Source organism: Flavobacterium agricola, assembly GCF_025919725.1.
Lineage (GTDB): Bacteria > Bacteroidota > Bacteroidia > Flavobacteriales > Flavobacteriaceae > Flavobacterium > Flavobacterium agricola.
On record NZ_CP081495.1, the window covers coordinates 554,574 to 568,702 of the forward strand.

Annotated in this window: 14 protein-coding genes and 1 pseudogene; 7 read left to right on the forward strand and 8 right to left on the reverse strand. The window is 31.9% G+C overall.

What is annotated here, in order from left to right; genetic code table 11:
• Positions 1-20: 20 nt before the first annotated feature.
• From K5I29_RS02710 to K5I29_RS02720, 3 genes and pseudogenes are all read right to left on the reverse strand, one after another.
• Positions 21-446: an NUDIX domain-containing protein gene (locus tag K5I29_RS02710; RefSeq protein ID WP_264434322.1), complete on the reverse strand. Its 426-nt coding sequence runs from the start codon at positions 444-446 to the stop codon at positions 21-23.
• A gap of 143 nt (positions 447-589) precedes the next feature.
• Positions 590-1,835: pseudogene (hutI, locus tag K5I29_RS02715) on the reverse strand (imidazolonepropionase).
• Between the two features lie 150 nt (positions 1,836-1,985).
• Positions 1,986-2,198: a DUF2007 domain-containing protein gene (locus tag K5I29_RS02720; protein WP_264434323.1), complete on the reverse strand. Its 213-nt coding sequence runs from the start codon at positions 2,196-2,198 to the stop codon at positions 1,986-1,988.
• A gap of 152 nt (positions 2,199-2,350) precedes the next feature.
• Here K5I29_RS02720 and K5I29_RS02725 point away from each other — a divergent pair, with 152 nt between their 5' ends.
• Complete coding sequence (locus tag K5I29_RS02725) at positions 2,351-2,509, forward strand: hypothetical protein (RefSeq protein WP_264434324.1); 159 nt, start codon at positions 2,351-2,353, stop codon at positions 2,507-2,509.
• A gap of 51 nt (positions 2,510-2,560) precedes the next feature.
• Here K5I29_RS02725 and K5I29_RS02730 read toward each other — a convergent pair whose 3' ends face one another.
• Positions 2,561-2,884, reverse strand: coding sequence for a YbaB/EbfC family nucleoid-associated protein (locus K5I29_RS02730; protein WP_264434325.1), 324 nt, complete (start codon positions 2,882-2,884; stop codon positions 2,561-2,563).
• 127 nt (positions 2,885-3,011) lie between these two features.
• Between K5I29_RS02730 and K5I29_RS02735 the strand changes: the two genes are divergently transcribed.
• The 6 genes from K5I29_RS02735 (at position 3,012) to K5I29_RS02760 (ending at position 10,210) form a co-directional block, all read left to right on the forward strand.
• The gene (locus tag K5I29_RS02735) at positions 3,012-5,069 is read left to right on the forward strand and encodes a S9 family peptidase (protein WP_264434326.1); all 2,058 of its coding nucleotides are present in this window, start codon (positions 3,012-3,014) and stop codon (positions 5,067-5,069) included.
• A gap of 72 nt (positions 5,070-5,141) precedes the next feature.
• Positions 5,142-6,182, forward strand: coding sequence for a PLP-dependent cysteine synthase family protein (locus tag K5I29_RS02740; protein ID WP_264434327.1), 1,041 nt, complete (start codon positions 5,142-5,144; stop codon positions 6,180-6,182).
• Between the two features lie 67 nt (positions 6,183-6,249).
• Entirely contained in the window at positions 6,250-7,245 is a 996-nt protein-coding gene (locus K5I29_RS02745) for a glycosyltransferase (protein WP_264434328.1), read from the forward strand.
• Between the two features lie 5 nt (positions 7,246-7,250).
• Complete coding sequence (coaE, locus tag K5I29_RS02750) at positions 7,251-7,832, forward strand: dephospho-CoA kinase (protein ID WP_264434329.1); 582 nt, start codon at positions 7,251-7,253, stop codon at positions 7,830-7,832.
• A gap of 63 nt (positions 7,833-7,895) precedes the next feature.
• Positions 7,896-9,482, forward strand: coding sequence for a sensor histidine kinase (locus tag K5I29_RS02755; RefSeq protein ID WP_264434330.1), 1,587 nt, complete (start codon positions 7,896-7,898; stop codon positions 9,480-9,482).
• Between the two features lie 11 nt (positions 9,483-9,493).
• Positions 9,494-10,210 carry a response regulator transcription factor gene (locus K5I29_RS02760; RefSeq protein WP_264434331.1) on the forward strand — a complete coding sequence of 239 codons (717 nt, stop codon included), beginning with the start codon at positions 9,494-9,496 and terminating at the stop codon, positions 10,208-10,210.
• Positions 10,211-10,247: 37 nt separating this feature from the next.
• On the opposite strand, the gene K5I29_RS02765 is transcribed toward K5I29_RS02760, so the two are convergent.
• Genes K5I29_RS02765 through K5I29_RS02780 form a run of 4 tightly spaced genes read right to left on the reverse strand, consistent with a single transcriptional unit; the run spans position 10,248 to position 14,128 of the window.
• The gene (locus K5I29_RS02765; protein ID WP_264434332.1) at positions 10,248-10,991 is read right to left on the reverse strand and encodes an acyl-[acyl-carrier-protein] thioesterase; all 744 of its coding nucleotides are present in this window, start codon (positions 10,989-10,991) and stop codon (positions 10,248-10,250) included.
• Positions 10,992-11,924 carry a tRNA (adenosine(37)-N6)-dimethylallyltransferase MiaA gene (miaA, locus tag K5I29_RS02770; RefSeq protein WP_264434333.1) on the reverse strand — a complete coding sequence of 311 codons (933 nt, stop codon included), beginning with the start codon at positions 11,922-11,924 and terminating at the stop codon, positions 10,992-10,994.
• A gap of 2 nt (positions 11,925-11,926) precedes the next feature.
• Positions 11,927-12,763 (reverse strand): ion transporter, encoded by an 837-nt coding sequence (locus tag K5I29_RS02775; protein WP_264434334.1) that lies wholly within the window; start codon positions 12,761-12,763, stop codon positions 11,927-11,929.
• A gap of 6 nt (positions 12,764-12,769) precedes the next feature.
• Positions 12,770-14,128, reverse strand: a complete 1,359-nt coding sequence (locus K5I29_RS02780; protein WP_264434335.1) for an exonuclease domain-containing protein — start codon at positions 14,126-14,128, stop codon at positions 12,770-12,772.
• Position 14,129: the final 1 nt, after the last annotated feature.

Below are 14,129 nucleotides of genomic sequence, written 5' to 3' on the forward strand. Positions count from 1 at the left end.
ATTAACAGGTGAAAAGTGTTTTATTTTAATAAATTAATTAAATAGCTAAACATTTGCTTGTCAATCGGTAACGATAATTTACAAGGTTCAGATATTTCAATCCAATTTACGTTATTTATATTAGATTCTTGAATTTTTAACGTTTCTAAATTTTTAAGTGTTACTTTAAAATATAATATCACAATTTGCTTGTTGTTATTTACAAACGATTCAAAATATTCTTCTTGAATATAAAACGGTTCTGCTGTTTCAATTTCAAGATTCAATTCTTCTAATAGCTCTCTTTTTAAACAGGCCAACGGTCCTTCTCCAAATTCTAAACCACCACCAGGCAGTTTGGTAATCCATTGGTTGTTAAACATTTCGTTAACCGTTAGTAATTTATTTTCATGCACGCAAACGGCATATACGCGAACATTAAATCCGTCAAGTTGAGTTGTATTCATGTAATGTGAATAAAAACAAGGTTTTAATGAATTAAAACCTTGCGAATTTTTTACAATCGAAAATCGATTATTAATCTAACATAAATTTAACTATACTATATAGTACAAACTTATTTTTTACTTTATTATTGTTGCTAAACGTGTTAAAATTGAATTTTTCCATTTAATAAAACCTTATCTATTAGATTATCGCTAAAACGATACGGTATTTCGTAGTAATTAATTATCTTTTTTGTAATAATTATATTAGCTCTTTTTCCTTTTGTAATACTTCCTACCTGATCTGAAACATCCATTGCAAAAGCTGCATTAATGGTTGCTGCATTAATTGCTTCGTTTGGCGTTAATTTCAATTTTATACATGCTGTTGCAACTACAAAATTCATATTGCCAGATGGGGTTGTTCCTGGGTTATAATCGGATGCAATAGCTAAAGGTAAATTAGCGTTTAATAATTTGCGCGGGCGTATATGGGATTGATATAAAATACGAACAAGTAGGTAAGGCAACCGGCATGGTTTGGCTGTTTTGCAATGCTGCTATATCTTGATCAGTAACAATTTCTAAATGATCGACAGATTTCACCTTGTTTTTTACACACATTTCAATACCATTAATTGCGGTGAATTGATTTACGTGAATTTTTGCTTGTAAATTAAACGTTGCGGCTGCTTGAATTATTCTTTCTGTATCTTCAACAGAAAAATATCCAGTTTCTAAAAAGGCATCAACAAAATCGGCTAATTTTTCGGCCGCAATAGCCGGAATCATTTCGTTGCAAATTAAATCTATATAAGCTTCGTGGTTGTTTTTGTAATTTTCGGGGTAGGCGTGCGCTCCTAAAAAAGTTGCTTTTATAGGAATATCTGGGTAATTACTTGCTAAGCGTTTAATAACGCGTAACATTTTTAATTCAGCCTCGGTTGTTAAACCATAGCCCGATTTAATTTCTATTGCTCCGGTTCCCATTTTAATTACTTCTTGTAAGCGTTGTTCAGATTGGGTGTATAAATCTGCTTCGCTGGTTTCTCGTAGTTTTTTAGCTGAGTTTAAAATACCACCGCCTCGGTTAAAAATTTCTTCATAACTTAATCCGTTAATGCGATCAACAAATTCTTGCACTCGGTTGCCGGCATATACCAAATGCGTATGACTATCTACCCAAGTTGGTAAAACAACTTGATCGGTACAATCTAAAACTTGTTGGGCTTTTAAATGCATTTCTGGCATATTTTGCATCAATCCAAAATCTGTAATTAATCCGTTTTCTATATATAAATAAGCATTTTCTAACACGGGCAAATGGTTCATTTCGGCTCCTTTTAATACGGTTACGTTTTGTTCGCGTACTTGAACTAATTGCTTAATATTTGTTAATAAAGTTTGCATGATATTTTTACTTAAAAGTTTAAAGACAGATACGACATTTTTCTTGTCTTTTTATACGAGCTAAGATAAAAAAAATTAAAGAAGTTTACTATTTAGCTTGGCTTAAAGCAACGCTTGGGCATAAAAAAACGAGCAATTGCTCGTTTTATATTATAGGTTTAAAGATGAAATGATCTCTTTTGCTTTTTCTGCATCGTTAGCTAAAACAAAAATATTGGTTGCTTTGCCTAATGTTCCAAATCCGCTTACAATACCCGAATTAATATCGTCGCGTTCTATAAATTCAATTTTATTATTTTCTAAAGCATTTTTTACAGCTAAAGCACTTACTTCACTACCTGAATAAACTTGTACGTGGTCCATATGTTATTTGTTAAGGTTAAATTTTAATGGGTAATATCGGTATTTAATTTAATACCTGGATAAAAGTAAGCAAAAATAATTTTGTTTTTACATTGTTTAAAAGGTTATTACAATGTATATTTGCTAGGAATTCATAAAATTTCCGGAAAACTATGTTTCAATTTCATCAATTTTTAGGATTCTTAGCATTTTTAACTATTTTAACCATGGGTTTTTGGTTAATGATGTTCTTAATTAACTTTGCTATTTACTGGGCAATCGGTGGAGCAACAGATTTAATTAAAGAAAGAAATGCTCAGAACGAGGAATAAGTAAAAACTTATTACAAAAAAGGCACTTAACTTAGTTAAGTGCCTTTTTGTTTATTTAAACATATCCATTCCAGGTATATTTGGCATGCCGTCTTTAGCAGCTGCGGCAACTTCGGTATCATTAATTTGGCTTGCTCTTTCTATTGCTTTATTTAAAACCAAAATTAAATAATCTTCCAATTGCTCTTTATCTTCTAACAAAGCTTCATCAATTTTAATAGCTTTTATGGTTCTGTTTGCTGTAAGCGTAACTTCTAATAAGTTATCAGAACTTTTTTCATCAATTAAAACGTGGTTTAAACGTTGCTTTGTTTCTTCTACTTTTTTTTGGGCTTCCTGAATTTTACCCATCATACCTATTAAATCTCCAAACATATTATATCGTTTTAAAACAAATTTATTACTTTATCGTTAAATTAAAAAATACTAAGTTATGAATAAACTGTTTATTAGTTTAAGTTGTCTTATTTTTGCATTTGCAAACGCACAAAAAACGAGTACAATGACAAAACAAGTTCAACCACCGGTTGCTAAAATAGTTCCTAAAACTTTAACCAAACATAAAGTAAAACGTGTTGATAATTATTATTGGCTAAACGATCGCGAAGATCAAGAAGTAATTGCTTATTTAGATCAAGAAAACGCGTATTACAACCAAGCTACAGCGCATACCAAAGCTTTTCAGAAGGATCTTTTTGAAGAGATGAAAGCACGAATTAAAGAAGATGATAATTCTGTTCCTTATTTATATAACGGCTATTATTACATAACACGATATGAAAAAGGAAAAGATTATCCGATTTACACCCGTAAAAAAGGAAGTTTAGATGCGCCAGAAGAAATTATGTTTGATTGTAATGAAATGGCTGAAGGACAAAGCTATTTTCAGTTAGGTGGTTTAAATGTTTCAGAAGATAATGTTTGGTGTGCTTTTGCGGTTGATACCGTTTCGCGCAGAGAATATACCATTCAGGTTAAAAATTTACAAACGGGCGAAATTTTACCGTTTAAGTTAGAAAAAACCACCGGAGGTTCAACTTGGGCATCCGATAATAAAACGTTGTTTTATACCCGTAAAGATCCGGTTACGTTACGTTCAAATCAAATTTTTAAACACAAATTAGGAACCGATGTAAATCAGGATCCGTTGGTTTTTTCTGAAGATGACGAAACGTTTACCACTTTTGTTTATAAAGATAAATCTAAAAAATATTTGGTTATTGGTTCTGAATCGACCTTAACGTCAGAATATCAAATATTAGAGGCTAATAATCCTGACGGTAAATTTAGAATTTTTCAGAAACGCAACCGCGGTTTAGAATACAACATTAGTTATTTTGATGGTAAATTTTATATTATTACCAATAAAGACGGCGCTACCAATTTTAAATTAATGGTTGCTGATGAAGGTAAAACCGATAAAAAACACTGGAAAGAATACATTCCGCATCGCGAAGATACGTTGTTAGAAAGCCTTGAAATTTTTAAAGATTACATGGTTATTGAAGAACGTAATAACGGATTAAGTAAAATTTGGATAAAACCGGCGCAGGGCGAAGGTTATTATTTACCTTTTGAGTCTGAAACTTATACGGCTTATGTAGGTACTAATCCTGATTTTAATTCAGAAATTTTAAGATACGGTTATCAATCGTTAACTACGCCATCGTCGGTTATCGATTTTAACATGCGCACGCATGAAAAAGAAGTGAAAAAAGAACAAGAAGTTTTGGGCGGTACGTTTGATAAAAACAATTATGTTGAAGAACGTGTTTGGGCAACTGCTACCGATGGTACTAAAATTCCGATTTCGTTAGTTTATCGTAAAGATGTAAAAAAAGATGGTAAAAATCCATTGCTTCAATATGCATACGGATCATACGGATCTTCATCCGATCCTTACTTTTCTTCTATTCGTTTATCTTTATTAGATCGTGGATTTATTTATGCCATTGCACACATTCGAGGAGGTGAAGAATTAGGTAGAAATTGGTATGAAGACGGAAAATTATTGAAAAAGAAAAATACATTTACTGACTTTGTAGATTGTTCTAAGTTTTTAATTGAAGAAAAATATACCTCGCCAGAACATTTATATGCAGAAGGCGGATCGGCAGGTGGTTTATTAATGGGCGTAATTGTAAATACAAATCCAGAATTGTACAACGGAGTAATTGCTCAGGTACCTTTTGTAGATGTGGTTACAACCATGTTAGACGATTCTATTCCGTTAACTACTGGAGAATATGACGAGTGGGGGAATCCTAATAAAAAAGAATATTTTGATTATATGCTTTCGTACTCGCCAATAGATAATGTTGTTGCTCAAAATTATCCAAATATGTACGTTTCTACTGGGCTGCACGATTCGCAAGTACAATATTGGGAACCTGCAAAATGGGTAGCAAAATTACGCGCGAATAAAACAGATAATAATGTATTATTTTTAGACACAAATATGGATGCAGGCCACGGTGGTGCATCCGGAAGGTTTGAAGCTTTAAAAGAAGTAGCTAAAGAATATAGCTTTTTGTTCGATCTAGAAGGCATAACCGAATAATTTTTGTAAATTTGCACCGTTATTAAGGTGGGTTGCTTAATACAATTTCAGCCTTATTTAATTATATATTTTATGAAAAAAGAAATAAAGGCTTTTGATAATATTCTAGCTCTAATTGGTAATACGCCATTAGTTAAGTTAAGTAAAATTACAAAAGATTTTAAAGGAAGTTTTTACGGAAAAGTTGAGGCATTTAATCCCGGACATTCGTCTAAAGATAGAATTGCACTTCATATTATTGAACAAGCAGAACAAAAAGGGATTTTAAAACCTGGAGATACCATTGTAGAAACTACATCAGGAAATACCGGTTTTGCATTAGCCATGGTGAGCGTTATTAAAGGATATGAATGTATTTTAGCTGTAACTTCCAAATCATCTAAAGATAAAATAGAAATGTTACGTGCTATGGGGGCAAAGGTTTACGTTTGTCCAGCTAATGTAGCAGCAGACGATCCGAGATCGTATTACAGCGTAGCCAAACGTTTACACCAAGAAATTAAAGGATCGGTTTACATCAACCAATATTTTAATGAGTTAAATGCTGATGCGCATTACCAATCTACCGGACCAGAAATTTGGGAACAAACAGCCGGACAAATTACACATTTAGTTGCTTGTTCGGGAACCGGAGGAACTATTTCTGGAACTGCAAAATATTTAAAAGAACAAAATCCGAATATTCGCGTAATTGGCGTTGATGCATACGGATCGGTACTTAAAAAATACCACGAAACTCGAGAATTTGATACCGACGAAATTTATCCGTATCGCATTGAAGGCATGGGGAAAAACTTAATTCCTACGGCAACTAATTTTGATTTGATTGATAAATTTGTAAAAGTTACTGATGAAGATGCTGCGCACAGCGCCAGAAATTTAGCACATACCGAAGGTTTGTTTTTAGGTTATACATCAGGAGCTGCAATTCAGGCAATTAAACAATTAGAACAAGAAGGTGAATTTGATGAAAACAGCATTGTTGTTGTTATTTTTCCAGATCACGGTTCGCGTTATATGGCCAAAATTTATAACGAAGATTGGATGAGTGAACAAGGTTTTTTTGATGCTGTTCATACCGACGAATCTTTAAAAATTGAATATATAAAATAAAAAAATATATCGTACATTTACCAAACTCAATTGCTTGCAATTGAGTTTTTTTATACCCTAAATTACTATGTTTTTTTCTATTATTATTCCAATATATAACAGGCCCGACGAAATTGACGAGCTTTTACAAACATTAACTCAACAAACGTACAATCAACCTTTTGAAATTGTTGTTGTTGAAGATGGATCTAGCATAACTTGTGAGCATATTATTGCCAAATATCAAGATAAATTAAACGTTTCGTATTTTTTTAAACCCAATTCTGGTCCTGGAGATTCTAGGAACTTTGGTATGCAAAAAGCCCAAGGAGATTATTTTATAATTTTTGATTCTGATTGTTTAATTCCTGAGCAATATTTAGCTGAAGTTGATGCTTATTTATCTCAAAATTTTGTGCATTGTTTTGGCGGTCCTGATGCGGCTCATAATAGCTTTTCAGACATTCAAAAAGCAATTAACCATACCATGACATCGTTTTTAACTACCGGTGGCGTTCGTGGCGGTTCTGAAAAAATAGATAAGTTTCAACCTCGTAGCTTTAATATGGGTATTTCTAGACAAGCTTTTGTTGCAACACAAGGTTTTGGTAAAGTACATCCTGGTGAAGATCCGGATTTATCAATCAGATTATGGAATTTAGGCTACGATACGGCATTAATAAGCAATGCTTATGTTTATCACAAACGTCGCATCGATTTTAAAAAGTTTTACAAACAAGTTAATAAATTCGGTAAAGCGCGTCCAATTCTTAATTTTTGGTATCCTAAGTACAAAAAGTTAACGTATTGGTTTCCTGTTTGTTATGTTTTTCAGTTTTTGTTGTCGCTTATTTTAACACTTTTAGGTGTTAAATTATTTTTATATATCAATATATTCTATTTATTTTTAATCGCTTTTCAAGCAACAATTTCTTACAAAAGCTTAAAGATAGGTTTTTTAACTGTTTTAACAACATTAATACAATTTACTGGCTATGCCTTAGGTTTTATAAAAGCTTACTTTAAAATCTTTATTTTAAAAATAGAACCTAAAAAAGCTTTACCAGATATGTTTTTTAAATAATAATTATGGCGAAAATTATTGGAATTACTGGCGGAATAGGCAGTGGTAAGACAACTCTTATAGAATATTTAAAATCTTTAGGATATTTCGTATATGTATCTGATAATGAGGCAAAGAATTTATTAAATTCTAAAGAAATCATTAATAAAGTGCAATTTTTGTTTAAAAAACACGTTTTAATATTAGATGGAGTTTTAGACAGAAAAAAACTAGCCGAAATTGTTTTTGCGGATCCGGAACAATTACAAAAATTAAACAATTTGATTCATCCTTTGGTTAAAGAGCATTTTGACAATTGGACAAAGCAACATGAAAACGAATCGCTTTTGTTTAAAGAATCTGCAATTTTATTCGAATCTGGTGCTTATAAAGCTTGTGATTATACCATTTTAATAACTGCGCCAGAAGCTTTACGAATTGCACGCGTTATGCAACGCGATGGCGTTTCTGAAGAAAATGTAAAAGAAAGAATGAATAACCAATGGTCGGATCAGCAAAAAGCACAATTTTCTGATTATATTATTGAAAACATCGATTTAGAGGCCGCTAAACAAGAAATTATTAATGTAATTAACAAGATTGGTTAAAATTCATTGTTAATTTTTGGTTAATTAGTGAAGTAGATTTATGTTAAAATTGTATTTTTGGTTATGAACAATAAGGTAAGATTCCGTTTTTTAATTGTTTTAATGACAATTTCTATTATAGGAATAATAGGTGTGCAATTATTTTGGATGTATACCTCGTTAGAAAATAATAAAGAACAGTTTAAATATAATGTATTACAAGTTTTAAACGGCGTTGGTAAAACGCTGGAAAATAATGAATTGACTGATTTTTATAAGGAGTATAGTGAAATGGCTAAAAAGTCAACAACGCCTCCTACAAAAAACGTAGCTAGAGAATTTAAATACATTAAAAGAGATTTTAATACCAATCAGGAAATAATTTATTCTAATACTTTATTCCAGGAAGATTATAACGTTAAAAAAAATTATTTTGATAAAGGTTTGGATACAAGTTCTATTTATAGATACTCATCTAAACGAAAAACAGAAATAGTTGATAAAAAGTTTATTGATAACTTTGGTTTTGATGATGGAAAATCTAAAAGTCAGGTTATAGAAAATGAAGGTTATTTAGATGCATATGATATTGCGAATTTTAATGTAAATTACCGCGATATTGTTGCTTTAAAGCCGATTTCTGATCGTATTGATACCGAGGAGTTAGCTGGGATTTTAAAAGAAGAGTTAAAAAAATATGGCCTTTCAACCGATTTTGAATTCTGTGTTTACAGCAAAAATTTACCTACTAAGGTAAAATCTGAAGATTTTCTTTACAATAAAGACAATACGTATGCTGCGCCTATATTTTTTAATAACGACAACCAAACTAATTTTCAGTTACTAGTTAGCTTTCCAGACAAAAATGAATTTTTATTTTCATCTTTATTAGGATTGTCTTTGCTTTCTATATTGTTTACTATGATTATTATAGGTACGTATTATAGTGCAATTACGCAGCTGAAAAATCAAAAAGAAATTTCTGAGATCAAATCAGATTTCATTAACAATATGACACACGAATTTAAAACACCAATTGCAACTATCAATTTGGCTTTAGATTCAATTAAAAATCCGAAAATATTTAGTGATTCCGAAAAAGTTCACCGTTATTTAGGATTAATTAAAGAAGAAAACAAACGCATGTTAGCTCAAGTTAACAATGTGTTGCAGATTTCAAGATTAGAAAAACAAGAAGCGGTTATTGAAAAAGAACCTTTCGATGTTCACGAATTAATACAAGATGGTGTTGACCATGTGAAGTTATTAGTTGAAGATCGTCAAGGAAAAGTGAGTTTGGATTTGCAAGCTTTAGAGTCTGAAGTTAATTTAAATCAAACGCATTTTACGAGCATTATGGTTAACTTGCTTGATAATGCTATTAAATATTCGCCTGAAGCACCAGTAATAAACGTTAAAACGTTTAACGATGCACCCGGAAGTATTACCATACAAGTTAGTGATAAAGGGCAGGGAATGAGCAAAACCGCATTAAAACGTGTTTTTGAACAATTTTATCGTGAACATACAGGGAATTTACACAACGTTAAAGGGCATGGTTTGGGGCTCGCCTATGTAAAACGTATTGTAGAGGACTTGAATGGTCAAATATCTGTAGAGAGTGAAAAAGGTAAAGGCTCTACATTTACAATCAAAATGCCACTAATATAATAAGAAAGAAAATGGATGTAATGAACAAAAAAATTCTATTAGTAGAAGATGATCCAAACTTTGGAGCAGTACTTAAAGATTATTTATTAATAAATGATTTTGACGTTACTTTAGCTAAAAATGGAATGGAAGGCTTCGAAAAATTTAAAAAAGAAACTTTCAATTTATGTATTCTAGATGTGATGATGCCATACAAAGATGGTTACACACTAGCAAAAGAAATTAGAGAAAAAAATAAAGAAATTCCTATTATATTCTTAACTGCAAAATCAATGAAAGAAGATGTTTTGCGTGGGTATAAAGTAGGAGCTGATGATTACTTAAACAAACCGTTTGATTCGGAAGTTTTATTACTTAAAATTCGTGCTATTTTACAACGTAAAGCTACGGAAGTAAAAACAGACAATACGCGTTTTGAGTTTGAAATTGGTAAGTTTCATTTAAATTCTAAGCTACGTTCTTTAACTTTTCCTGGGCAAGAGCCAATTAAATTGTCGCCTAAAGAGAATGAGTTATTAAAAATGTTAGCTTTACATGAAAATGATTTAATGCCGCGTGAATTGGCTTTAACTAAAATTTGGAGAGATGATAACTATTTTACATCTCGAAGCATGGATGTTTATATTGCAAAATTACGTAAGTATTTAAAAGCAGATGAAAACGTTGAAATTATTAACATTCACGGTGAAGGTTTCCGTTTAGTTGATAAAAGTAAAGTTGAAGAATAACAAAAAAGAAAAGGTCAGTTTTTAAAACTGACCTTTTTTATTTTAATTCAACTTCCATACAAAAGCAAACTTTTTTATTTTTCTCGATTGTAAATAAAATATGATTGTTTACTTGTGTTTTTTTAATTTCTACTTGTTCGTTCAAATTTAATTCTCGTAAATAATTTAGGTTTAAAGATTTTATTTGCTCATTAACAATCAAATCAACATCAAAAACATCTAAGCACCATTCTACATATTTTACATTGTTTACGTGGTTTACAATGTCTAAGTCTGATAACCTTACTTGGCGTTGCTCTACCAATTGCGTGGGTTCGGCATAATTAATTCTGCTTGCTTCTTTGCTTGTAGGTTTACGATCTGGATATCGAATTAAATGACCCGAATTAATAGCTAACTGATCGGCTGCTTTACGACGCTCGGTATCTAAAACTACCCATAAACTTGTAGCGCCAGCCAATTTTTTATCGCCCAAATACATTTCAATGGCACGAATAGAACGGCCGTTGTCTAAATATTCAATCCAAGTTGTAATAGTAACTTCATCTCCCCATTTAGGCATTTCAATAACCTCAATATACATGCGGCTTACAACCCAAGCTTGTTTGTTTGCTTGCATATCAGCAAAACTCATTCCGCCAGAATCTGAATGTGCCGAAGCTGTTAGCTGAAACAAATGATTCATGTCGGTATATTTTAGTTTTCCGTTAGCTGCACATTGTGTGAAGTTTATTTCCCAGTTTAATGAAAATATGGATTGAAAATTTGGTGATATAGGCATTTACGATTGAATTATGGAGTTTACGGTATTAATAATTTCATTGTAATCGGTTTTATAATCAAACCAATGGGTATTTTCGGTTCGTTTAAACCAAGTAATTTGACGCTTGGCAAAACGACGTGTATTTTTCTTAATTTCTTCAGTAGCTGTTTCTAAATCTGTATTTCCGTCTAAATAATCAAAAATTTCGCGATAACCTACCGTTTGTAAAGCATTTAAATTTTTATTAGGATATAAGTTTTTAACTTCATCTAGCAATCCGTTTTTTAGCATGATATCAACACGTAAATTAATGCGTTCATACATTTTTTCACGATCGGCAGTTAACCCAATAATTATAGGCGTAAAATTTCGTGTTTGCGTTCTTTTACCTAAATAACTTGAATATGGCTTTTCGCTACCTATGGTAACCTCCAGAAAACGCATCATGCGCTGTGGGTTTTCTAACGTTTGCGGATTGTTTTGCTGTAAAAAAGTGAAATATTCAGGATCTAAAGTTTGTAATTGTTGTTGTAAATATGCTATTCCATTTTTTTCGTACAAAGCAATTAAATTTTGGCGTACGTGCATAGCAACTTCAGGAAATTCATCAAAACCTTTTAAAACTGCATCCACGTACAACCCAGAACCTCCAACAAGAATTTGAACGTTATTGGATTGAAACAGTTCTTCTAACTTAGCTAAAGCTTCAATTTCAAAATCACCTACGGTATAATTTTCAAAAATTGATTTATTTTGAATGAAATGATGTGGAGCTTGTTCTAATTCGGTTTTTGAAGGAACAGCGGTGCCAATTTCCATTTCTTTATAAAATTGACGGCTGTCGCAAGAAATAATGTTGCAATTATAATAATTTGCTAATTGAATTGCCAAGGCCGTTTTACCAATAGCCGTTGGCCCAACTACGGTAAGTAAGTAATTTTTATTGGCCATTTTTAACTTAATTTTTCGCCACAATTATGGCAATAATTTGCATCTTGGTTGTATATAAACGTTGTACAACGCGGGCAAATACGATGTTCTTCTAACTCAGGGTTTTGTTTGTTTGCATTGGCATATTCAGCCGTAACAATTCCGGTTGGTACAGCAATGATTCCGTATCCCATTATCATAATAAATGAAGCAATAGCTTGACCAAGGGCCGTGTGTGGTGAAATATCGCCATAACCAACGGTTGTCATGGTTACAATACACCAATAAATGCTTGTTGGGATATCTTTATAGCCGTGTTCTGGCCCTTCAACCAAATACATTAAAGTACCCAAAACGATAGAAAGTACAATAATGAAATATACAAACACTAAAATTTTATTCCGGCTTGCTTTTAGTGCTAATTTTAAATGATATTGCTGACCTAATACTGGCATTAAATCTAAAATAGCGAATAAGCGTAGTAAACGTAAACTTCTGAAAACAATTAAAACTTTTGAAGTTGGAATAAAGAACGATAAATACATGGGCAACAATGCCAGTAAATCTACAATACCCCAAAAGCTAAAAATATAGTTTAGCGGGCGTTTGTTGCACAAAATCCGTAAAATATATTCAACAGTAAAAAATACAGTTATTACCCATTCTGCAACTACAAAAAAGTGATGATGTAAGCTGTCGTACCTTGGCATTGATTCTAAAGTAATTAGAATTAAGCTAAGTAGAATAACAACTAATAAGGATAAGTCGAATAATTTACCCCAAAACGTATTGGCACCATATATGATGATATAAATTTGCTGACGCAAAAGGTCATATTTGGATTTAATTTTGTTTCTCATAACACCCTAATAAGGAATCATTTTTAACTCTTTTTTACGCACAAAACTTTCTACGATATTAAAGCTTTCGTTGGACTGATCGAGTGGGGTAATAATATTTTTTAAAATATTGAGCTTGTTAATTTGATGGTTCAAATTAAAAAAACAATATCCCAAAACTTTTTTATTTTCCACCCAAATAGCACTTCTTTCTTCAATCGTACGTCCTTTATCTATAACAATAAAATTGGTGTGTTTGGTATTATAAGTTTCAATAAATTGTTCTACACGTGCATTATATGCTTTTTTATTTTCTATTTCTAAACAAGCACCTAAGCATTTTTTATTTGAATAAGCAGTACACGGTTTGTGTTCTGCAACATCTAAATTAACATGTTTACAAAGCTGAAATTTTTCGGTAACGTAATCTAAAAACTTTTCGCCTTCTTGCAGAGTAGCAAAGCAGGTGATTTCTTTACGACGTTTGTCTTTTTTTAAGATGCGAAAGCCATAATATCCATCTTTATTTTTCTGTTTGTAAAGGGCAAACGGAACGGTTGATTTTAATAAAACCTTATTATACTTGGGTTTGTTAATTTCTATTTCGCGAACTTCTTTTAAGCTCGCTAACAATTCGCTTCCTGTTTCTTCGTACGTAATAGTAAAAACTTCTTTTTGGATGCGTAATGCTTTTTTAGAATTTTGCGTAAAATGCTGATTTACCTTACGCTTCATGTTTTTACTTTTTGCAATATAAATAATTGCTCCTTGTTCGTTATGAATGTAATAAATACCTGTTTTAGATGGAACTTTATCTAAAATATCTAACAATTTGGGTGAAATACCGCTGTCAATTTCAGACTTTACTAAACCAGTTAAAATTTCTTTATTGGTGTCTTTTGCTAATAAAACTTTAAAAAGTTTAACGGTTGCCATAGCATCTCCGCTTGCGCGATGACGATCTGCAATAGGAATACCTAAACTGCGTACCAACTTACCTAAAGAATACGAAGCTTGTTCGGGTAATAATTTTTTTGATAAATCTACCGTACAAAGCGTTTCGCGTACAAAATCATAACCTAAACGTTTAAATTCGGTGCGAATAACACGGTAATCAAAACTGGCGTTGTGAGCAACTACGATGCAGCCTTCGGTAATTTCTATAATACGTTTAGCAACCTCATAAAACTTAGGCGCCGAGCGTAACATGGCATTGTTAATGCCGGTAAGTTTAATAACAAACGGTTGTATCGGAATTTCGGGATTTATTAAGCTAATAAACTGATCTACCACCTCGTGGCCATCAAATTTATAAATAGCAATTTCAGTAATTCCTTCTTCGTTAAACTGACCGCCAGTTGTTTCTATGTCTAGAATTGCGTACAAT